Source organism: Pseudomonas sp. lyk4-R2A-10 (genome assembly GCF_030209075.1).
Taxonomy (GTDB): domain Bacteria; phylum Pseudomonadota; class Gammaproteobacteria; order Pseudomonadales; family Pseudomonadaceae; genus Aquipseudomonas; species Aquipseudomonas glycinae.
The window spans coordinates 614,544-634,683 of record NZ_JARVSR010000011.1; the positions used below are offsets into that span (position 1 = coordinate 614,544).

The window sequence follows — 20,140 nt, forward strand, 5'->3', positions numbered from 1 at the left end:
CCGATAACCTGCTGACAGGAGACCCTTCATATGCTGCCACCGATGCTCCCCCTGAGCGCCGTGCCGATCACCTCCCAACAGGATCCGATCCGCCAGCGACCGGATATTCCCCCTGTGGTGCCGGTGCAGGAAAGCTCCAACGAAAGCACCATCGACCTGCAAAAGCGCGATCCGGAAGAGGACGGCTATCTGCTGCGCGAAGAGCAGCGCCGTCAGCAGGAACGCGATCGCCGGCGCCGCGAAGCCGACGACGACCCCGAAGCGCACCTCGCCGTGCCCGGCACCGAACTGAATGCCGACAACACCGTACCGGTGGCGCCGTTGATGGAAGATCAGCCGCGTCAGGGGCTTTGGGTCGATATCGAGATCTGAGGCCGGGCGGCCAGTTCCGTCAGGTTTTCCAGCAGCACGTCGATCTCTTCTTCTGTGTTCAAGTAGCTCAACGCCACCCGCGCAATATTCGTCAGCCCGCGCGCCTGCATGTCCAGCGGCGTGTAGGCCACGCCATTGGCGCCGATGTTGATTCGCCGTTCGGCCAGCGTCTGCTTCAGCGCCACGCTGTCCCAGCCTTCGAGCGTGAAGGCGATCAGCCCGGATTGTTGATTGGCCGCGCCAAGATTCCGCAGCGTCAGGCCGGGAATCGCCTTCAGGCGTTGCCGCAGTCCATTGCTCAGGTGTGCGATGCGTTGGCGGATCGCGAACGCGCCGAGGCGATTGTGCTCCTCCAGCGCATTGGCCAGCCCGGCCAGCAGCGCCAGCGACACTTCACTGGTTTCAAAGCGGCGCGCGTCATCACGCAGAGTGAATCGCTTGCCGTCCCACGGCGCCGACAAAACATCGCGCTGCACGGGGAGCAGCCGTTGCAGAAATTGCGCCCGGATGTACATCAACGCCGTGCCGCGCGGCCCGCGCAGGAACTTGCGTCCGGCACCCTTGAGCACGTCGCACTGCAAGTCTTGAACATCGCAAGGCAACTGCCCCAGCGCCTGACCGGCATCGATGAAATAAGGGATGCCGTGACGCCGCGCCACGCTGCCGATCTGCGCGGCGGGGTTGATCAGACCACCGTTGGCCGGCAGCCAGGTCAGGGCGATCAGGCGGACCTGGCCGTCGATCATCTGCGCCAGGGCTTGCGGGTCGACTGCCCCGTGGGCGTCACAAGGAATCACTTCGAGCCGCGCGCCGGCCTTCACCGCTTCGGCCATGCACGCCAGATTGCCGGCCCATTCATGACGCCCCACCAGAATCCGTTCGCCGGGCTGCCACGGCCCCAGCGCGTTGAACGCCTGGCTCCAGGCTGCCGAGCCGCTGCTGGCGAAGGCGATGTCTTCGGGCTGGGCGTTGAGCAGGGCGGCGGCCGCGTTGCGCGCGCGTTCCTGTACCCGGTTGTCTGCCGCTTCCATCGGCCCGCCGAGGGCTTCGCGTTGCAACTGTTCGATCACTGCATCGAGGGTGGCCTGGCTAGGCAGCGAGGCGCCGGCGTGGTTGAAGTGGACCACCTGAGCGCAGCCGGGTGTGGCTGCGCGCAGGCGCGAGAGGTCATCGATGTTCACGGCTTGAGCTCGAAGATCGCGTCGATTTCCACCGCGACGCCGGCTGGCAGGCTCGCCACGCCGACCGCGGTGCGCACGTGTCGGCCCTTGTCGCCGAGGGCGTTGACCAGCAGGTTCGAAGCGCCGTTGGCGACGGCGCCCTGAGCCTTGAAGTCCGGTGTGGCGGCCACGAACACCCCGAGGCGCAGGATACGCACCAGTTTCGACAGGTCATCGCCCAGTGCGTGGCTCAACTGGGCGAGCAGGCCCAAGGCAGCCAGTTCAGCGGCTTTAACTCCTTCCTCGTCGGAAATCGCTTCGCCCAGTCGCCCGATGAACGCAGGTTTGCCGTCGAGCAATGGAATCTGCCCGGAGATGAACAACTGATTCTGGCTGAGCACATGGTTGACGTAATTGGCGATCGGCTGGCTCGGTTCGGGCAGGCGCAGACCGAGTTGTTGCACACGTTGGCTGAGGGAATTGGTCATGGGAAGTCCTCCTGAGTGAGGGCTTCAGCATGTTGGCGCGAGCGTAGGGCGACAAACGGATAGATTTAATCCGACGCATCCAAAAAACTCATGCGTTCGCGGTGTCCTCCAACCATTGGCAGAAACATTGCGCTGGCGACGTGAGCGGGCGTTGCGGGGTGACCAGCCAATAACCGATCTCGCCGAGCATCGGCGGCGTGTCGAAGGCTGGCACCAACGCGCCGTCCTTGATCCGCCGTTCGATCATTCGTTGACGGCCCATGGCAATGCCCTGACTGGCGACGGCAGCTTCGACGACGATGTTGTAGTCGTGGAGCATGACGCTGGGCACATGAGCCAGATCGATGCTGCTGTGTTGCTGCCAGTCGATCCATTCGAACGGCTGGTGCGATTTGGCCATCAGCAACGGTCCGTTGCTCACGCTTTTGGCCTTGAAGGCCGGGCTGCATACCGGCATCAGGGTTTCGCCCATGAACCGGCGGGCCTGGACTTTCGGCCAGCCGCCCTTGCCGTAGCGGATCGCCAGATCCACCTCGCCGGCGTCGACATCGGCCAGTTGCACGGCGGGCAGCAGTTCGACGTGGATGTTCGGGTAGTTCGCGTTGAAATCCGCCAGGCGCGGTGCCAGCCATAAAGTGGCGAAAGAGGCGAGCAGGCCGATGCGCAGGGTGGCGGGGCGTTCGCCGCGCAGGTCGTGGGTGGCGGCGGCAATCGCGGCGAGGGCGGGTTCGATCTGCCGGTAGTAGTGTTCGCCGGCGGGTGTCAGATCGATCGCCCGGGTGCGGCGCACGAACAGTCGCTGATCGAGGAACTCTTCGAGTTTGTGCACCTGATGGCTGATCGCGCTTTGGGTCACCGACAGCTCAGCGGCAGCCTTGATGAAGCTCAAATGGCGGGCCACGGCCTCAAAGGCGCGCAAGGCCATCAGCGGTGGCAGATCCTGATGCAGGGGCACGGCGCAGATCCTTCGGGTTCATGGCGAGGTGCCGATTGTGCGGGCAAATCCGGTGGGCGGTACATGAATTGTTGTAGAGCGTTCAGGTCAGTGGCTGGTCAGCGCCTGCGTCAGGCCGCATTATTGGCGCAGTCCTGTCGGAGATCCGGCAGTTGTGATTCAGTCCAAGCGATGCACCGAACGCCATGAGCCAAGACGACAAGCTGATTGACCTCAACACCGAACGCGCCAAGCGGGTGCATGACCTCAACGAGAAGCGCCTGAACGAAGTACGCCAGGCTTTCGAACAGGCCATGCCTTTGGGTAAACCGAAGAAAAAGCCGAAAAACAAACCGAAAAAGCGTTGATCTCCTCTGCATCCGTTGATGCAGGTCAGTTATTTCCCCTCCTTTCCTCCCCATGGTGAGCGGCATTGATCCCGGTCAATTCCTGCGCCTGCCTGATTGGTTAACTTAGTTCCATCGCAGCAGAGCAGGGGCCAGGAGGCCAGTCATGTTTTTCGATAACGTGGTGTTTGCCGGGGTCCTGACTGTGGGCCTGATGGTTCTGTTTTTTGCAGGGTTTGGATTTTTTATCTGGAAGGATGCGAACAAGCGCAAGAAGCCTTGATTCTTCCGGGTTTGATGAGCACGCAAGGCATTTTGGGCAACTTCGGTTGCCCTTTTTTTTGTCTTCTTGGCGGCCTTTGGGCCGACCATGCTTTGGGTTGTTTGGGGTGAATATCCGTTTCTGCGGGTGTTGCCGCTGACGGTTTCGCCCTTACGGCGAGTCCCTTTGGCAAACGCCCCAAAGGAACCAAAGGTCTGGGCCCCGGCGTTCGGCACCTCGCTTTGGCTCGGCGTTCCTTCGTTCCGATGGGGCCGGCACGTCAAAAGCATTACTCGAGCTAACGCTCATCGTGTTGAGTGGTGAGGAGCGGAAGGCGGACTGCTTTGCTTTGATCGTTCCCACGCTCCGCGTGGGAATGCAGCCCGGGACGCTCCGCGTCGCATCTCTGGAAGCAACAAAAAAGGCGTGATCCTTTCGAATCACGCCTTTTTCATTTCAGCGGTCTATCAGCTACCCAGCGCCTTCGACGCCAGCCAGAACAGGCCGGCCGACAGCGCCACGGTGGCTGGCAGGGTCAGGACCCAGGCCAGCAGGATGGTTTTCACCGTGCCGCCTTGCAGGCCGCTTTTGTTGGCGACCATGGTGCCGGCCACGCCCGAGGAGAGGACGTGGGTGGTGGACACCGGCAGGCTGAAGATGTTGGCCATGCCGATCAGGCTGGCGGTGGTGATCTGGGCCGACATGCCTTGGGAATAGGTCATGCCTTGTTTGCCGATCTTCTCACCGATGGTCAGTACCACGCGTTTCCAGCCGACCATGGTGCCCAGGCCCAGGGCCAGCGCTACCGCCAGAATCACCCAGAACGGGGCGTATTCGGTGGTGGTGGTCAGGTCTTTGCGCAGTTTGTCCAGGTCGGCTTTTTCACGAGCGGCGAGGCCTGGCAGTTTGCTGACTTTCTTCGCGGTGTCGTCCAGGCAGAGCAGGTAGCGACGCACTTCGATGCGGCTTTCAGCGGACAGCGAGTGGTAGTCAGCTACACCTTTGAGCGTGTCGAGCAGGGCGGCGATGGTCGGTTCGGTCTGTTGCGGGTTGCAACGGAATTTCTCCGGCAGGTCGCCTTCCACGCTTTTGCCCAGGGCCAGGAATTCGCCCAGGGTATCGGCGTTGCGCTTGTAGAACTGGCTCAGGTGCAGGGTCGCGTCGCGAGTGCGTTCGATCTGGTAGGTAGTGCTGTTCAGGTCGAGTACGAACTGCGCAGGCACGATACCGATCAGTACCAGCATGATCAGGCCGATACCTTTCTGGCCGTCGTTGGAGCCGTGCACGAAGCTCACGGCCATTGCCGAGATCACCAGGACCAGGCGGTTCCAGAACGGTGGGTGCTTCTTGTCGTCGATCTTGCGGCGCTGTTCCGGCGTCTTGTGCATCTTCGACAGCGGGCGCCACCATTTCAGGCCGATCAGCACCAGCGCGGCGATCAGGAAGCCGGCCATCGGCGAGAACACCAGCGAGGCGCCGATGTCGATCGCTTTCTGCCAGTTGACGCCGTCAGCCAGTGGAATTTCGTTGATCAGGGCGTTGGCCAGGCCGACACCGAGGATCGAACCGATCAACGTGTGCGAACTGGAGGCCGGGATACCGAAGTACCAGGTGCCCAGGTTCCAGGCAATCGCGGCGGCGAGCAGCGAGAACACCATCGCCAGACCATGGCCGGTGTTTACGTTGATCAACAGTTCTACCGGCAGCAGGTGCACGATGGCATACGCCACGCCAACGCCGCCCAGCAGTACGCCGAGGAAGTTGAACACGCCCGAGAAGAACACCGCCAGGTGAGGCGGCATCGCTTTGGTGTAGATAACAGTGGCTACCGCGTTAGCGGTGTCATGAAATCCATTGATGAACTCGAAGGCGAGGACAAATGTCAGGGCGAGCAGGAGGCTCACAAGCACCCAGGCATCCAGTCCGCTGAATAAATCGATCATGAAGGTTTTCTGACCCGGTCATAAGGGGGCGCGATTATGCCAGAAAAGACTGGAAATCGATCCCCTACCTGCTCATCGGTAAGCTTCTTCGCCAAATTAATTTGTATCAAGGTGCATTACCCAAGCTTTTTGCAGGGTTTTGCAAGGTATTGATTCTATTGATAAAAATGCGATACGCCGGCGGATTGGCCGGTTGTCGGGAGGGGGCTGAAACTTGTATGAAATATCTGAGAAACGCGTCTGACATGCTCCAGACCTGTGCAATACAGGGGAGTTTGCCGCTGCCCGCGGGTAGCGGGCGCGCAAGGCATCGTCAGTCCACCGTGCTTGTAGCCCGGTGAGTACGCTTACCCTCGAAAGTCTCAAAGGAAGGTTTCAAGGCTCTTCGGCTTTGAGTTCCTCTTCCATTTTTTTCAGTTCTTGCTGGAAGACCTGATCCTGAACGGTAGGGCGTTTTCGCCAGGCTTTGCGTTCTGGTTCGGGCTGAGCGGCGTAGGTGGTGACTTCCCCGCCGTAAACTTCCTTGTAACGTTGTTCCTGGCGCTCAAGTTCCGCGCGCAGTTCGTCTTTCGTCACAGTGCTACCTGTATGAGTTGAGATAAATGTCTGGTGAACGCACTGCAACGAATCATTTAACCGATTCATCGACAAACGCTCGCCCGGACAGGCAGCGGTGTTGTCGGGAAGACGGTCAGGACTTCCATGTTGCAGGCGGCTACGGCACCAGATTAAAACTGACGCAGCATCAGTTTCCTGTTTCAGCGAGCGCGCTGGCGGTGCATGAGTAATGCGCATCAGGCGCTGGCCGGGGCCGGCGGCGATGGACATCGCGCCGGCGGGTGGCACCGTCGGCAAATAAAAGCGCGGTGTCACTGAGGTGCATTATAGCGGCCGAATCGGGATTGACTATCTTTGCCAAGTTAAAAACGGTTCCGGATGTGTGATTGTTTTGTGACGTGCAACTTCCGGCAATAGTTGCATCGTTGTTGCCCAGTGTTTGGTTTCTGGCGCCATTTAGTCGAACAACTAAGGCGCTTAAATCGTCCAGACGTTCCAAGTTCAAATCCGCTCTGCACAGCCTGGCCGAGGAGGCCAGGGTGATTGCGATTATCGGTCGACGGTTCGATAATCGCCCGGTGTTGGCGGTCTGTCACTTGTGTATCCGCCAGCGAGCCGCTTGTATAGCCGTTGATCCGAACAAGAAAAAAAGGACCTGACATGAACGATCAAATGCGCAATTCCTTCACCTCGGTAGCGCCGCCGATCGTCGCTTCGCCGGCCAAGCGTATCCAGGCCCTGACTGGTGATCCGGATTTCATGACCTCCCTGGCCCGTGGCCTGGCGGTGGTGCAGGCGTTTCAGGAGCGCAAGCGCCACCTGACCATCGCCCAGATCAGCCACCGCACGGAAATTCCCCGCGCCGCCGTGCGCCGTTGCCTGCACACACTGATCAAACTCGGCTACGCCACCACCGACGGGCGCACTTATTCGCTTCTGCCCAAAGTGCTGACCCTCGGTCACGCCTATCTGTCGTCGACGCCGCTGGCGGTCTCGGCCCAGCCGTACCTCGACCGCATGAGCGAGCAACTGCACGAGGCCTGCAACATGGCCACGCTGGAAGGCGACGACATTCTCTACATCGCCCGTTCGGCGACCACTCAGCGTCTGATTTCGGTGGACCTCTCGGTGGGCGGGCGTTTGCCGGCGTACTGCACGTCCATGGGGCGGATTCTGCTGGCGGCGCTGGACGACACCTCGCTGCGCGAATACCTCGACCACGCCGAACTGGTGGCCAAGACCAGCCGCACCATTCACACCGCAGACGCCTTGCTCGAATGTCTGCAGGAAGTCCGGCAGCAGGGCTGGTGCATCGTCGATCAGGAACTGGAACAGGGTCTGCGCTCGATTGCTGTGCCGGTGTACGACGCTTCCGGCCAGGTGGTGGCGGCGCTCAACGTCAGCACCCACGCCGGTCGCGTCAGCCGCACCGAGCTGGAGCAGCGCTTTTTGCCCGGTCTGTTGAGCGCCAGCCGCGACCTCAGTGCGCAATTGTTTGCCTGATGAAGCTGTTCGATAAACGCACAGAGTTGCGTTTATCGAATTGACGCTAAAACCCCCGGATCATTAATGTCGCGGCAGCGTCATCCGGCGCGAATGTGAATGAGCCCGCCGGATCGTCGACTCCCATAATAATGACAAGAGGCAACTTCCCATGCGCACGTTCCCCGACTGTCGCCGCTCCCGTTCCTGTTGCCGGTATTAGCGCAACGCCTGATTTCTTCCTTATATAGTTGTGACCGTGCCGCTCTCTGGCCGGCCGCCGTTCGACTGCGTTTTCTTGCGTGGAATAAAAATAATGAACCAGCCTCAGTCCGCTGTAGGTCACTGCCTCGACGTGCAGTCCTTCATCAACGCTCAACCGATCTCGCGCTATCAGTGGCGCGTGGTGATCCTGTGTTTTCTGATTGTGTTCCTCGATGGCCTCGACACTGCGGCCATGGGTTTTATCGCGCCAGCCCTGTCCCAGGACTGGGGCATCGACCGCGCCAGCCTCGGCCCGGTGATGAGTGCCGCGCTGATCGGCATGGTCTTCGGTGCGCTGGGCTCCGGGCCGCTGGCTGACCGCTTCGGGCGAAAAGTCGTACTGGTCGGCGCGGTTTTCCTGTTCGGTGCTTTCAGCCTGGCGTCGGCCTACGCCACCAATGTCGATCAGTTGCTGGTGCTGCGTTTCCTCACTGGTCTGGGACTGGGCGCCGGCATGCCGAACGCCACCACGCTGTTGTCGGAATACACCCCGGAGCGCAAGAAGTCATTGCTGGTGACCAGCATGTTCTGCGGCTTCAACCTGGGCATGGCCGGCGGTGGATTCATCTCGGCCAAGCTGATCCCGGCATTCGGCTGGCACAGCCTGTTGCTGATCGGCGGGATCCTGCCGCTGATCCTCACCGTGGTATTGCTGCTCTGGCTGCCGGAATCGGCGCGCTATCTGGTGGTGCGCAATCGCGGCACTGACAAGGTGCGCAAGACTCTCGCACCCATTGATCCTGCCATCGTCGCTCAGGCCGCGAGTTTCAGCGTGCCGGAACAGAAAACCGTCAAAGCGCGCAACGTGTTCGCGGTGATTTTCTCCGGTACCTACAGCGTCGGCACGTTGCTGCTGTGGCTGACCTACTTCATGGGCCTGGTGATTGTTTACCTGCTGACCAGCTGGCTGCCGACCCTGATGCGCGACAGCGGCGCGAGCATGGAGCAGGCGGCGTTTATCGGCGCGCTGTTCCAGTTCGGCGGGGTGTTGAGTGCGGTCGGCGTGGGCTGGGCGATGGACCGCTTCAATCCGCACAAGGTCATCGGCATTTTCTACCTGCTGGCCGGGGTTTTTGCCTACGCGGTGGGGCAGAGTCTGGGCAACATCACGCTGCTGGCGACGTTGGTGCTGGTGGCGGGCATGTGTGTCAACGGCGCGCAATCGGCGATGCCGTCGCTGGCAGCGCGGTTTTATCCGACGCAGGGCCGGGCGACCGGTGTCTCGTGGATGCTCGGGATCGGCCGCTTCGGCGCGATTCTCGGGGCGTGGATGGGCGCAACCCTGTTGGGCCTGGGCTGGAATTTCGAACAGGTGCTGACAGCGTTGGTGATCCCGGCCGGGCTGGCCACGGCAGCGGTGGTGATCAAGGGCCTGGTCAGTCACGCGGACGCAACCTGATATCCACGTCCATCACTCCCGCACGCGGTGCGGGAGTGATCATTAGGCAGATAACAATCTGTTCGATAAACGAACACTCAGTCGATTATCGGATTGTTTGGCGAAAATCAGCGGCTTAATCTTCAGTGACTCCGGCGCAGAACCTCGCGCCTTTTTATTCACTGGCGATTCATTACAAAAACGGGAGCCCGCTCCATGGCTGAGATCCTTTCGCTGCACGACGCGGTGAAGCAATTCGTCAACGACGGCGACACCGTCGCGCTCGAAGGCTTCACTCACCTGATCCCTACGGCGGCAGGTCATGAAATCATTCGTCAGGGCAAGAAAGATCTGACCCTGGTGCGGATGACGCCTGACCTGATCTATGACCAACTGATCGGCGCCGGCTGTGCACGCAAGCTGATCTTCTCCTGGGGCGGCAACCCTGGCGTGGGTTCGCTGCACCGTCTGCGCGACGCGGTCGAGAAGCAATGGCCGCACGCGCTGGAAATCGAAGAACACAGCCACGCCGACCTGGCCAACGCCTACGTCGCCGGCGCTTCAGGCCTGCCATTCGCGGTACTGCGGGCCTACGCCGGTTCCGACCTGCCGAAGGTCAACCCGCTGATCAAGTCCGTGACTTGCCCGTTCACCGGTGAAGTGCTGGCAGCGGTGCCGTCGGTGCGCCCGGACGTGACCGTGATCCACGCCCAGAAGGCCGACCGTCAGGGCAACGTGCTGCTGTGGGGCATCCTCGGCGTGCAGAAAGAAGCCGCACTGGCTGCCAAGCGGTGCATCGTCACCGTCGAAGAAATCGTCGACAACCTCAACGCCCCGATGAACGCCTGCGTGCTGCCGACCTGGGCCTTGAGCGCGGTCTGCCACGTACCCGGTGGCGCGCATCCGTCCTACGCCCACGGTTACACCGAGCGTGACAACCGCTTCTATCAGGCGTGGGATCCGATCGCCCGCGACCGTGAGACGTTTACCGCGTGGATCAACGAATACATCCATGGCTGCGCTGACTTCAGCGAGTTCCAGGCCAAGTTGGCCGCTGCTTCGGAGGCCAAGTAATGACTTACACCACCAACGAAATGATGACCGTTGCCGCGGCCCGTCGCCTGCAGAACGGCTCGGTGTGCTTCGTCGGCATCGGCCTGCCGTCGAAAGCCGCCAACCTGGCGCGCCTGACCTCGTCGCCGGACGTGGTGCTGATCTACGAATCTGGCCCGATCGGCGCCAAACCCAGCGTATTGCCTCTGTCGATCGGTGACGGCGAACTGGCGGAAACCGCTGACACCGTCGTGCCGACCGGTGAGATTTTTCGCTACTGGCTGCAGGGCGGGCGCATCGACGTCGGTTTCCTCGGCGCAGCCCAGGTCGACCGTTTCGGCAACATAAACACCACCGTGGTCGGCGACTATCATCAGCCGAAAGTACGCCTGCCGGGTGCCGGTGGCGCGCCGGAGATTGCCGGTTCCGCCAAAAGCGTGCTGATCATCCTTAAACAGTCGGCGCGTTCGTTTGTCGACAAACTCGATTTCATCACCTCGGTCGGCCATGGCGAGGGCGGCGATTCGCGCAAACGTCTGGGCCTGCCGGGTGCCGGCCCGGTCGGGATCATCACCGACCTGTGCATCATGGAGCCGGAAGAGGGCACCCACGAATTCGTGGTCACCGCACTGCACCCGGGCGTGACCCGTGAACAAGTGATCGCTGCCACCGGTTGGGCCATCCGTTTTGCCGACAACGTTGACACCACCGCCGAACCGACCGAAGTCGAGCTGACCGCCCTGCGTGATCTCGAAGCCCGCACCGCAGCGGCCCACGGCCAGGCACCGGGAGAAGCATGATGCGCGACGTTTATATCTGCGATGCGATTCGTACCCCCATCGGTCGTTTTGGTGGCGGTCTGGCGGCGGTTCGCGCCGACGACCTGGCCGCCGTGCCGATCAAGGCCCTGATGGAACGCAATCCGTCGGTGGACTGGAGCGCCATCGACGAGGTATTCCTCGGCTGCGCCAACCAGGCTGGCGAAGACAACCGTAACGTGGCGCGCATGGCGTTGCTGCTGGCCGGTCTGCCGGAGAGCGTGCCGGGCGTCACTCTCAATCGCCTCTGCGCGTCGGGCATGGATGCCATCGGCACCGCGTTCCGCGCCATCGCCAGCGGTGAAATGGAGCTGGCGATTGCCGGCGGTGTCGAGTCGATGTCCCGCGCACCGTTCGTGATGGGCAAGGCCGACGCGGCGTTTTCGCGCAACATGAAACTGGAAGACACCACCATCGGCTGGCGTTTCATCAACCCGTTGATGAAGGCCCAGTACGGCGTCGACGCGATGCCGCAGACCGCCGACAATGTTGCCGACGATTACGAAATTTCCCGCGAGGATCAGGACGCTTTCGCCCTGCGCAGTCAGCAACGTACTGCCGCTGCCCAGGCTGCCGGCTACTTCGCCGAGGAAATCGTCGAAGTGCGGATCGCCCACAAGAAGGGCGAAACCGTGGTCAGCCAGGACGAACACCCTCGTGCCGACACCACTATTGAAGCCCTGACCAAACTGAAACCGGTCAACGGCCCGGACAAGACCGTCACCGCCGGCAACGCGTCGGGCGTCAACGACGGTGCCGCCGCGCTGATTCTGGCCTCGGCGGAAGCGGTGAAAAAACACGGTTTGACTGCCCGCGCCAAAGTGCTGGGCATGGCCAGCGCCGGGGTCGCGCCACGGGTGATGGGCATCGGCCCGGTGCCGGCGGTGCGCAAACTCACCGAACGCCTCGGCGTGGCGGTCAGCGATTTCGATGTGATCGAACTCAACGAAGCGTTTGCCAGCCAGGGTCTGGCGGTATTACGCGAGTTGGGGCTGGCGGACGACGCGGCCCAGGTCAACCCGAACGGTGGCGCGATTGCCTTGGGCCACCCGTTGGGCATGAGCGGTGCGCGACTGGTGCTGACCGCGCTGCATCAGCTGGAAAAATCCGGTGGCAAGAAAGGTCTGGCGACCATGTGCGTCGGTGTCGGCCAGGGTCTGGCCCTGGCCATCGAACGCGTCTGACGCAAGCCGTGACGAAAAAGAACAGAGGAAAGCGAAATGACTGACAAGCCTGGTTACCGCCGCCCGCAGGAAGGCACCCAGCCGCCGTACCTGCACCCGACCTATCAATCCACCAATCTGCGCTCGCCGTCCAAGCCGTTGGTGTTCCTGCCGCATTCGCTGTCGGAAATCACCGGCCCGACCATCGGTGCCGAGCGTGTGGCCGATACCGACAACGATCTGACCGCCCAGCATCAGGGTGAACCGCTCGGCGAGCGGATCATCATTCACGGGCGTGTGCTCGACGAAGACGGTCTGCCGGTGCCGGGGATTCTGGTGGAGATCTGGCAGGCCAACGCCGCCGGTCGCTACAACCACGCCCGTGACCTGCACGACGCACCGCTGGACCCGAATTTCACCGGCACCGGTCGCACCGTGACCGACGCCGATGGCTGGTATCAGTTCCAGACCATCAAGCCCGGCGCCTATCCGTGGGGCAACCACCACAACGCCTGGCGCCCGGCGCATGTGCATTTCTCGCTGTTCGGGCCGAGCATCCTGACCCGTCTGGTTACGCAGATGTATTTCCCGGGCGATCCGCTGCTGGCCTACGACCCAATCTACAACTGCGTGCCGGACACCTCGGCCAAGGAACGCCTGATCGCCGCTTTCGATCTGGAAAAAACCATTCCGTCCTACGCCCTCGCTTATCGCTGGGACATCGTGCTGCGCGGCCGCGAAGCCACGCCGATGGAGAAATGAGATGACCCTGACTGCGACCACGTCCCACACCGTCGGGCCGTATTACCACATCGGCCTGACCTGGCTGAACCGTGAAAACCTCGCCAACGAACTGACCCTCGGCCAGCGTGTGGCGATCACCGGGCAAGTGGTGGATGGAAACGGCGATGTCGTCAACGACGCCATGCTCGAAGTCTGGCAGGCCAACGCTGCCGGCAAATACGATCACCCTGAAGACGAGCAGGCCAAGCCGCTCGATCCGAATTTCGAAGGCTTCGGCCGGGTGCCGGTAGATGCCGATGGGCGCTTCCGTTTCACCACGATCAAACCGGGCACGGTCGAAGGCCTGAAAGGCACGACCCAGGCGCCGCATCTGGTGGTGCTGGTGTTTGCGCGCGGGTTGGTGAAGCACTTGCTGACGCGGATTTATTTCGAGGGCGATCCGGCGAACGTCAACGATCCACTGCTCGAATGCGTACCGGCCGAGCGCCGCGATACGTTGCTGGCGAAGCCGGATGCGGCGGGTGTCTATCAGTGGAATGTGATCCTGCAGGGCACTGATGCCGAGACGGTGTTCTTCGATTACTGAAGATCACCACATCCCTTGTGGGAGCGGGCTTGCTCGCGAAGAGGGCCTGTCAGTCGCCATTGATGTTGGCTGACCCACCGCTTTCGCGGGCAAGCCCGCTCCCACAGGGATTTGCAGCGCTTGAGTATCTGCGGAACGGGACTGTTGCGAAGTATGTCTAGACTGTCACTGTCCCTATCGAGTGAAAAAATAATGACAACCACCACCTCCCATTACACCGGCGAAGAGCGCAGCAAGCGCATCTTTGCCATTGTCGGTGCCTCGTCCGGCAACCTCGTCGAATGGTTCGACTTCTACGTCTACGCTTTCTGCGCGATCTACTTCGCCCCGGCGTTTTTTCCCTCGGACAACCCCACGGTGCAGCTGGTCAACACCGCTGGCGTTTTCGCCGCCGGGTTTCTGATGCGACCGATCGGCGGCTGGATTTTCGGCCGGGTCGCAGACAAGCACGGGCGCAAGAACTCGATGCTGATCTCGATCCTGATGATGTGCTTCGGCTCGTTGCTGATCGCCTGTCTGCCGACTTACAAGGACATCGGCGTCTGGGCGCCGCTGTTGCTGTTGTTCGCGCGTCTGCTGCAAGGCCTGTCGGTGGGCGGTGAGTACGGCACCACCGCGACCTACATGAGCGAAGTCGCGCTCAAGGGCCAGCGCGGGTTCTTCGCCTCGTTCCAGTACGTGACCCTGATCGGCGGGCAACTGCTGGCGGTGCTGCTCGTGGTGATCCTGCAACAGTTCCTCACCGAAGAAGAATTGCGTGCCTACGGCTGGCGGATTCCGTTCGTGGTCGGTGCGGCCGCCGCGCTGATTTCGCTGTTCCTGCGTCGCTCGCTGAAAGAAACCACGAGCAAGGAAATGCGCGAGAACAAGGACGCCGGCAGCATCCGCGCACTGTTCCGCGACCACAAGGCTGCGTTCATCACCGTGCTGGGCTACACCGCCGGCGGCTCGCTGATTTTCTACACCTTCACCACGTACATGCAGAAGTACCTGGTGAACACCGCCGGCATGCACGCCAAGACCGCCAGCTACATCATGACCGGCGCGCTGTTCCTGTACATGTGCATGCAGCCGCTGTTCGGCATGCTCGCCGACAAGATCGGCCGGCGTAACTCGATGCTCTGGTTCGGCGGCCTCGGCACGTTGTTCACAGTGCCGATCCTGCTCAGCCTGAAAAGTGTCGGCAGTCCGTTCCTGGCCTTTGTGCTGATCACCCTGGCGCTGGCGATCGTCAGTTTCTACACCTCGATCAGCGGTCTGGTGAAAGCCGAGATGTTCCCGCCGGAAGTCCGCGCCCTCGGCGTCGGCCTGGCCTACGCGGTGGCTAACGCGATCTTCGGCGGGTCGGCCGAATACGTGGCCCTGAGCCTCAAGGCTGGCGGCATGGAAAACGCGTTCTACTGGTATGTCACGATCATGATGGCCGTGGCATTCCTGTTCAGCCTGCGCTTGCCCAAAGAAGCGAAGTATTTGCACCACGACCTTTAAACCGATGCGCGCGGGCCACACCGGCCCGCGCCGGCAAGGACTGTTTATGACTCAGCGACCGGGCAATCAATTGTTCGATGCCTACTTTACTGCCCGCGACATGCGCGAAGTGTTCTGCGATCAGGGCCGGGTGCAGGCGATGCTCGACTTCGAAGCGGCGCTGGCCCGGGCCGAGGCGCGGGTCGGCTTGATTCCGGCGGATGCTGTCGCGGCCATCGAAAACGCCTGCCGCGCCGGGCTGTTTGATTTCGCAGCGCTGGGCGAGGCGATTGCCACGGCCGGCAATTCGGCGATTCCACTGGTCAAGGCATTGGGCAAACAGATTGCCGCGACCGATGCCGAAGCCGAGCGCTATGTGCATCTGGGCGCCACCAGCCAGGACGTGATGGATTCCGGGCTGGTGCTGCAAATGCGTCAGGCGCTGGAGTTGATCGAAGGGGCGTTGGCGCAACTGGCCGACGCCCTCGCCATTCAGGCGCTGCGCCACGCCGCGACGCCGCTGGCCGGACGTACCTGGCTGCAACATGCGACGCCGGTGACGCTCGGCATGAAGATCGCCGGTTGGCTCGGTGCGATCACGCGCAGCCGTCAGCGTCTGCGCGAGCTCAAGCCACGGCTGCTGGTGCTGCAATTCGGCGGCGCGTCCGGCACCCTCGCGGCGCTCGGCGAACAGGCGTTGCCGATCGCCCAGGCGCTGGCCGAAGAACTGCACCTGACCTTGCCGGAACAACCCTGGCACACCCAGCGTGATCGCATCGTCGAGTTCGGCGCGGTGCTCGGTCTGATCGCCGGCAGCCTCGGCAAGTTCGGCCGCGACATCAGCCTGTTGATGCAGACCGAAGCGGCGGAAGTGTTCGAGCCGTCGGCGCCGGGCAAGGGCGGTTCCTCGACCATGCCGCACAAGCGCAATCCGGTGGGCGCGGCGGTGCTGATCGGCGCCGCCACCCGCGTGCCGGGGCTGGTGTCGACGCTGTTCAGCGCCATGCCCCAGGAACACGAGCGCAGCCTTGGTCTGTGGCACGCCGAATGGGAAACCCTGCCGGAAATCTGCTGCCTGGTGTCGGGCGCACTGCAACAGGCGCGGCTGCTGGCCGATGGTCTGGAAGTCGATGCCGCGCGCATGGCCCGCAACCTGGAGTTGACTCAAGGCCTGGTGCTGGCCGAAGCGGTGAGCATCGTGCTCGCGCAACGGGTCGGTCGTGATACCGCGCATCATCTGCTCGAGCAATGCTGCAAACGAGCGGTGGCCGAACAGCGTCACCTGCGTGCGGTTCTCGGTGACGAGCCGCAGGTGACCGCCGAACTGAGCGCAAGCGAACTGGATCATCTGCTGGATCCCGCCCACTACCTCGGTCAGGCGCAGGTCTGGGTCGAGCGGGCAGTAGCCGAACACAACGCATTGTCTGACTGAAAGGAGAGGGCTGTGGCTTTCGTTCAACTCGCCGATGGCGAACTGCATTACTCATTGGAAAGCCCGGTCGATGCGCCGGTGCTGGTGCTGTCCAACTCGCTGGGCACCGACCTGCACATGTGGGACGTGCAGATGCCGGCCTTCACCGAACATTTTCGGGTGCTGCGTTTCGACACGCGCGGGCATGGCCAGTCGCTGGTGACGCCGGGCCCTTACAGCATCGAGCAACTGGGCCGCGACGTGCTGGCGCTGCTGGATGCGCTGCACATCGAACGCGCACATTTCTGTGGTCTGTCGATGGGCGGGTTGATCGGCCAGTGGCTGGGGATCAACGCCGGCCAGCGTTTGAACAAACTGATCGTCTGCAACACGGCGGCGAAAATCGGCGATCCGTCGGTGTGGAATCCGCGCATCGAAACCGTGCTGCGCGACGGCCCGGCGGCAATGGTCGCGTTGCGCGATGCATCGATTGCCCGCTGGTTTACCCCGGACTTTTCTGCCGCCAATCCGGCCGCAGCGAAGCAGATCACCGACATGCTGGCAGCGACCAATCCTGAAGGTTACGCCGCCAACTGCGCGGCGGTGCGCGATGCGGATTTCCGTGAGCAGTTGTCGTCGATCAAGGCGCCGCTGCTGGTGATTGCCGGTACCGAAGATGCGGTGACGCCACCGTCCGGCGGGCATTTCATTCAGGAACATGTGCGTGGCGCCGAGTACGCCGAGTTTTATGCGGCGCACCTTTCCAACGTTCAGGCCGGCGACGCGTTCAGCGACCGCGTGCTGACCTTTTTGCTGGCTGATTGAGGGGATTTCCGTGGACGAGAAACAACGTTACGACGACGGCATGCAAGTGCGCCGCGCGGTGCTCGGCGACGCTCACGTCGATCGCAGCCTGACCACGCTGACCGAGTTCAACTCGGAGTTCCAGGAGATGATCACCCGTCACGCCTGGGGCGACATCTGGACCCGCCCGGGCCTGCCACGCCATACCCGCAGCCTGATCACCATCGCCATGCTGATCGGCATGAACCGCGAAGGTGAACTGAAGTTGCACCTTCGCGCAGCGGCGAACAATGGCGTGAGCCGAGGCGAGATCAAGGAAGTGATCATGCAGAGTGCGATCTACTGCGGGATTCCGGCGGCGAATGCGACCTTTCATCTGGCCGAGTCGGTGTGGGATGAGCTGGGTACCGAATCCCGCGAGTAATCGTCGAATTCGAGGGGTCGCAGCCTGTTGAAGGCTGCGATCCTTTGAACTTCATACCTTGGCAACAATGAAAATCCGCTTGAACGCAAACAACGTATGGCCGTTTTCCTCCTGCGGATAGTGCGCATGCACCCGCCTCAGGTAGTGATAAATGAAGCGTGCCTGTTCCTCTGACGTCAGTCCCTGCATCACCGGCCGCAGCGCCGACACCTTCACCCAGTCATAAATCGGTGAGCTTCCGCGCACGACCTGCAACTGCTCGGTTTCCCAGATATCCAGCGACTGGGTCCGCGGAGCCAGCAGCCGGTAGTAATCCTCCAGCGACAACAACGTCCGCGCGGCCATGCGCTGGCGCAATTGCGCAGTGCCGATGGGGCGGCCGCAGGGGCCGGCATCGTTGAGGGTGCCGAGCATCAGCCGATACCACAGCGCATCACGCCAGTCCGGCATGTGCGCGGCGAGGCACCCGCCGGGGTTGAGGTGGCGAAGCAGTCCCGGCAACAGCGTTCGATGGTCATCGATGAAATGCAGCACGGCCGCGGCGAACAACAGGTCGGCCGGCTTGCGGGGTTTCCAGTGTTGCAGCTCGGCGTGTTGCCAGCGCGCCTTGATCGGCAGGCAACGGGCGACCTCAAGCATGTCTTTCGAACTGTCGATGCCTTTGATATCTGCCTGCGGCCAGCGATCGGCCAGAACCTTGGTGGCAATCCCGGTGCCGCAACCGAGGTCATAAATGCGCTGAGGATTGTGCAGGTCGACACGGCCGAGCAATTCATCGACCGGTTGTTGCCTGAGACGGGAAAACTGCTGGTACGCCCGGGCGTCCCAGTCTTTGTCGACGGGAGCCGGTTTGAGTCGGGTGATCATGAGGTCGTCCTCCGGTGATCAGCAGGGTCTTCCGATGACAACCTGGCCAAGTCTTGGGGACCTACATCAACAGATAACGGAAGCGAAGAGGGTGGAGCACCTGAGTCCTTCAGGTTTTTCCACTTTAAATGATGGCTGGCGTAACGCCAGCCATTCGGACAGGCGGCTTAGAGCAAACTGATCGGATAGCTGACGATCAGGCGGTTCTCGTCGAACTCGTTGTTGCTGAAGTCGCGGCGCATGGTCGAGTTGCGCCATCTGACGTTCAGGTTCTTCAGCGCACCGCTCTGCACGGTGTAGCCCAGTTCCGATTCGCGGCCCCATTCCTTGCCGTCGGTGATGGTGCCTGTGTGCACGTTGTCGCCACTGATGTAACGGTTCATCAGGGTCAGGCCGGGGATGCCCAGGGCAACGAAGTTGTAGTCGTGACGCACCTGCCAGGAGCGTTCCTGCGCGTTGTCGTAACTGGCGTTGTAGCTGTCGTTGGCCAACGTGCCGCCGCTGGTACCGTTGACGCGCATCCAGGCGCTGTCGCCGGTGAGTTTCTGCAGGCCGACGTAGAAGGTGTGGCCACCGTATTTTGCCGAGAACATCCCCGACCAGGTCTTGTTATCGAGGTCGCCGGCGCGGGCACTGCCGTCGTCCTTGCCATAGAAGAAGCCGAGGTTGGCGCCCAGGGTCCAGTCGCCGAGCGGCTGGCTGTGGATCAGGTTGACGTATTGCTGGCTGTAGATGTCCTTGAGTTCGGCGTTCCACAGGCCGATCTGGGTGCGCTTGTCGTTGAACACGTATTCGCCGCCCTGGAAGTTGAAGCGATCCGAGGTGAACGCGGCTTTGCCGGTCATCGACATGTCGCTCATGCTGCTGTCGTCGCGCGGGCTGTTGGCGCGGAACTGGCCGCCGTAAAGGGTCAGGCCATCGATTTCCTTCGAGGTGATCTGGCCGCCGCGAAAGGTCTGCGGCAGGGAGCGGCCGTCGTCCGAGCGCAGGATCGGCAACACCGGCATCCACTCGCCGACCTTCACTTCGGTTTGCGACAGTTTTGCCTTGAACGCGACGTTGGTGCGGCCGAAGTTGTCCGCCGGGCGTCCGTCATGATCCAGCGGCAACAATTGCGTGCCGCCGGTGCCTTTGCCGCCATCGAGCTTCACCGAGTACAACCCCAGCACATCCAGACCGAACCCGACGGTGCCTTGGGTGAAACCGGATTTGGCGTCGAGGATGAAGTTCTGCGTCCACTCTTCAGCCTTGCCCTGAGCCTTGGTCGGGTTGGTGAAGTTGCGATTGATGTAGAAGTTGCGCAGGTTCAGGTTGACCTTGGCCCCGTCGATAAAACCGGCTTCTTCAGCCGCAGCGGGCAGCGCGATGCCGGCCAGGGCGAGGGCGATCAGACCGGGAAGTGCGTAGGGCGCAGGGGAGGTTGTCATGGGCTCGGGTCTCTCTTGTTTTTTTGGGGCGAACGGGAGCGCTGCGGCCGTTTTCTGAGGCGCAGGAATTCAATGGAATCAGGGGGCGAGCGGCGGCGATCAGCCGGGTGGAGCAGGGCGCGGGAGCATGGTGTCGAACCTGTTGTTATTGGTTTTGTGGCTCGAATGGTGCGGGGCGCGGGCGAGGC

General features: G+C 62.0%; 21 protein-coding genes. 14 read left to right on the forward strand and 7 right to left on the reverse strand.

All coding sequences use genetic code 11. The features are described from left to right. Positions 1-30 precede the first annotated feature (30 nt). On the forward strand, positions 31-372 hold the full coding sequence (locus QRN46_RS19975; RefSeq protein WP_007959194.1) for a hypothetical protein: 342 nt from the start codon (positions 31-33) through the stop codon (positions 370-372). On the opposite strand, the gene QRN46_RS19980 is transcribed toward QRN46_RS19975, so the two are convergent. The 3 genes from QRN46_RS19980 to QRN46_RS19990 all read right to left on the reverse strand — a co-directional run bounded on the left by QRN46_RS19980 (position 342) and on the right by QRN46_RS19990 (position 2,975). Next, positions 342-1,553 (reverse strand): aminotransferase class V-fold PLP-dependent enzyme, encoded by a 1,212-nt coding sequence (locus tag QRN46_RS19980; RefSeq protein WP_201816766.1) that lies wholly within the window; start codon positions 1,551-1,553, stop codon positions 342-344. The two genes, QRN46_RS19975 and QRN46_RS19980, sit on opposite strands and share 31 nt — an antisense overlap. Beyond that, complete coding sequence (locus QRN46_RS19985; RefSeq protein ID WP_201816764.1) at positions 1,550-2,020, reverse strand: RidA family protein; 471 nt, start codon at positions 2,018-2,020, stop codon at positions 1,550-1,552. Before QRN46_RS19985 ends, QRN46_RS19980 begins: the two co-directional genes overlap by 4 nt. An 88-nt stretch (positions 2,021-2,108) precedes the next feature. Beyond that, a complete protein-coding gene (locus QRN46_RS19990; protein WP_285356737.1) occupies positions 2,109-2,975 on the reverse strand; it encodes a LysR substrate-binding domain-containing protein in 867 nt (288 codons plus the stop codon). Between the two features lie 185 nt (positions 2,976-3,160). On the opposite strand from QRN46_RS19990, the gene QRN46_RS19995 reads away from it, so the two are divergent. Then, on the forward strand, positions 3,161-3,322 hold the full coding sequence (locus QRN46_RS19995; RefSeq protein WP_007959203.1) for a hypothetical protein: 162 nt from the start codon (positions 3,161-3,163) through the stop codon (positions 3,320-3,322). A gap of 145 nt (positions 3,323-3,467) precedes the next feature. Next, positions 3,468-3,584: a cytochrome c oxidase subunit CcoM gene (ccoM, locus tag QRN46_RS20000; RefSeq protein WP_007959205.1), complete on the forward strand. Its 117-nt coding sequence runs from the start codon at positions 3,468-3,470 to the stop codon at positions 3,582-3,584. A gap of 446 nt (positions 3,585-4,030) precedes the next feature. On the opposite strand, the gene QRN46_RS20005 is transcribed toward ccoM, so the two are convergent. Both QRN46_RS20005 and QRN46_RS20010 read right to left on the reverse strand, forming a co-directional pair. Continuing rightward, the gene (locus QRN46_RS20005) at positions 4,031-5,506 is read right to left on the reverse strand and encodes an inorganic phosphate transporter (RefSeq protein ID WP_011332813.1); all 1,476 of its coding nucleotides are present in this window, start codon (positions 5,504-5,506) and stop codon (positions 4,031-4,033) included. A 375-nt stretch (positions 5,507-5,881) separates the two neighbouring features. Beyond that, entirely contained in the window at positions 5,882-6,082 is a 201-nt protein-coding gene (locus tag QRN46_RS20010; RefSeq protein WP_007957826.1) for a hypothetical protein, read from the reverse strand. A 642-nt stretch (positions 6,083-6,724) separates the two neighbouring features. Here QRN46_RS20010 and pcaR point away from each other — a divergent pair. The 11 genes from pcaR to pcaC all read left to right on the forward strand — a co-directional run bounded on the left by pcaR (position 6,725) and on the right by pcaC (position 17,658). Continuing rightward, entirely contained in the window at positions 6,725-7,567 is an 843-nt protein-coding gene (gene pcaR, locus QRN46_RS20015) for a pca regulon transcriptional regulator PcaR (protein ID WP_011332816.1), read from the forward strand. A gap of 295 nt (positions 7,568-7,862) precedes the next feature. Then, positions 7,863-9,209 carry a 4-hydroxybenzoate transporter PcaK gene (gene pcaK / locus QRN46_RS20020; protein ID WP_011332817.1) on the forward strand — a complete coding sequence of 449 codons (1,347 nt, stop codon included), beginning with the start codon at positions 7,863-7,865 and terminating at the stop codon, positions 9,207-9,209. Positions 9,210-9,404: 195 nt separating this feature from the next. Beyond that, positions 9,405-10,262, forward strand: coding sequence for a CoA transferase subunit A (locus tag QRN46_RS20025; protein WP_003222404.1), 858 nt, complete (start codon positions 9,405-9,407; stop codon positions 10,260-10,262). After that, positions 10,262-11,041: a CoA-transferase subunit beta gene (locus QRN46_RS20030; protein ID WP_221615148.1), complete on the forward strand. Its 780-nt coding sequence runs from the start codon at positions 10,262-10,264 to the stop codon at positions 11,039-11,041. Before QRN46_RS20025 ends, QRN46_RS20030 begins: the two co-directional genes overlap by 1 nt. Then, entirely contained in the window at positions 11,038-12,243 is a 1,206-nt protein-coding gene (gene pcaF, locus QRN46_RS20035; RefSeq protein ID WP_201816759.1) for a 3-oxoadipyl-CoA thiolase, read from the forward strand. Before QRN46_RS20030 ends, pcaF begins: the two co-directional genes overlap by 4 nt. Positions 12,244-12,279: 36 nt before the next feature. After that, positions 12,280-12,984 carry a protocatechuate 3,4-dioxygenase subunit beta gene (pcaH, locus tag QRN46_RS20040; RefSeq protein ID WP_011332820.1) on the forward strand — a complete coding sequence of 235 codons (705 nt, stop codon included), beginning with the start codon at positions 12,280-12,282 and terminating at the stop codon, positions 12,982-12,984. Position 12,985: 1 nt separating this feature from the next. After that, entirely contained in the window at positions 12,986-13,552 is a 567-nt protein-coding gene (gene pcaG, locus QRN46_RS20045; RefSeq protein WP_011332821.1) for a protocatechuate 3,4-dioxygenase subunit alpha, read from the forward strand. Between the two features lie 192 nt (positions 13,553-13,744). Then, a complete protein-coding gene (locus QRN46_RS20050; protein WP_041475161.1) occupies positions 13,745-15,040 on the forward strand; it encodes an MFS family transporter in 1,296 nt (431 codons plus the stop codon). A gap of 46 nt (positions 15,041-15,086) precedes the next feature. Further along, positions 15,087-16,451: a 3-carboxy-cis,cis-muconate cycloisomerase gene (locus QRN46_RS20055; RefSeq protein ID WP_285356751.1), complete on the forward strand. Its 1,365-nt coding sequence runs from the start codon at positions 15,087-15,089 to the stop codon at positions 16,449-16,451. A gap of 12 nt (positions 16,452-16,463) precedes the next feature. Continuing rightward, positions 16,464-17,255 carry a 3-oxoadipate enol-lactonase gene (gene pcaD, locus QRN46_RS20060; protein ID WP_011332824.1) on the forward strand — a complete coding sequence of 264 codons (792 nt, stop codon included), beginning with the start codon at positions 16,464-16,466 and terminating at the stop codon, positions 17,253-17,255. Positions 17,256-17,265: 10 nt separating this feature from the next. After that, the gene (gene pcaC / locus QRN46_RS20065; RefSeq protein ID WP_011332825.1) at positions 17,266-17,658 is read left to right on the forward strand and encodes a 4-carboxymuconolactone decarboxylase; all 393 of its coding nucleotides are present in this window, start codon (positions 17,266-17,268) and stop codon (positions 17,656-17,658) included. 51 nt (positions 17,659-17,709) lie between these two features. On the opposite strand, the gene QRN46_RS20070 is transcribed toward pcaC, so the two are convergent. Both QRN46_RS20070 and QRN46_RS20075 read right to left on the reverse strand, forming a co-directional pair. Beyond that, entirely contained in the window at positions 17,710-18,525 is an 816-nt protein-coding gene (locus QRN46_RS20070) for a methyltransferase domain-containing protein (protein WP_285356754.1), read from the reverse strand. 167 nt (positions 18,526-18,692) lie between these two features. Next, positions 18,693-19,952, reverse strand: a complete 1,260-nt coding sequence (locus tag QRN46_RS20075; protein ID WP_285356756.1) for an OprD family porin — start codon at positions 19,950-19,952, stop codon at positions 18,693-18,695. Between the last annotated feature and the right edge of the window lie 188 nt (positions 19,953-20,140).

Coding starts and splice junctions, on each gene's coding strand:
- QRN46_RS20030 (WP_221615148.1), top strand. CDS start 10,262: ATGACTTACACCACCAACGAAATGATGACCGTTGCCGCGGCCCGTCGC.
- QRN46_RS20025 (WP_003222404.1), top strand. CDS start 9,405: ATGGCTGAGATCCTTTCGCTGCACGACGCGGTGAAGCAATTCGTCAAC.
- QRN46_RS19995 (WP_007959203.1), top strand. CDS start 3,161: ATGAGCCAAGACGACAAGCTGATTGACCTCAACACCGAACGCGCCAAG.
- QRN46_RS20070 (WP_285356754.1), bottom strand. CDS start 18,525: ATGATCACCCGACTCAAACCGGCTCCCGTCGACAAAGACTGGGACGCC.
- QRN46_RS19985 (WP_201816764.1), bottom strand. CDS start 2,020: ATGACCAATTCCCTCAGCCAACGTGTGCAACAACTCGGTCTGCGCCTG.
- QRN46_RS20055 (WP_285356751.1), top strand. CDS start 15,087: ATGACTCAGCGACCGGGCAATCAATTGTTCGATGCCTACTTTACTGCC.
- pcaG (WP_011332821.1), top strand. CDS start 12,986: ATGACCCTGACTGCGACCACGTCCCACACCGTCGGGCCGTATTACCAC.
- pcaR (WP_011332816.1), top strand. CDS start 6,725: ATGAACGATCAAATGCGCAATTCCTTCACCTCGGTAGCGCCGCCGATC.
- pcaH (WP_011332820.1), top strand. CDS start 12,280: ATGACTGACAAGCCTGGTTACCGCCGCCCGCAGGAAGGCACCCAGCCG.
- QRN46_RS20005 (WP_011332813.1), bottom strand. CDS start 5,506: ATGATCGATTTATTCAGCGGACTGGATGCCTGGGTGCTTGTGAGCCTC.
- pcaF (WP_201816759.1), top strand. CDS start 11,038: ATGATGCGCGACGTTTATATCTGCGATGCGATTCGTACCCCCATCGGT.
- QRN46_RS20050 (WP_041475161.1), top strand. CDS start 13,745: ATGACAACCACCACCTCCCATTACACCGGCGAAGAGCGCAGCAAGCGC.
- ccoM (WP_007959205.1), top strand. CDS start 3,468: ATGTTTTTCGATAACGTGGTGTTTGCCGGGGTCCTGACTGTGGGCCTG.
- pcaK (WP_011332817.1), top strand. CDS start 7,863: ATGAACCAGCCTCAGTCCGCTGTAGGTCACTGCCTCGACGTGCAGTCC.
- QRN46_RS19975 (WP_007959194.1), top strand. CDS start 31: ATGCTGCCACCGATGCTCCCCCTGAGCGCCGTGCCGATCACCTCCCAA.
- QRN46_RS20075 (WP_285356756.1), bottom strand. CDS start 19,952: ATGACAACCTCCCCTGCGCCCTACGCACTTCCCGGTCTGATCGCCCTC.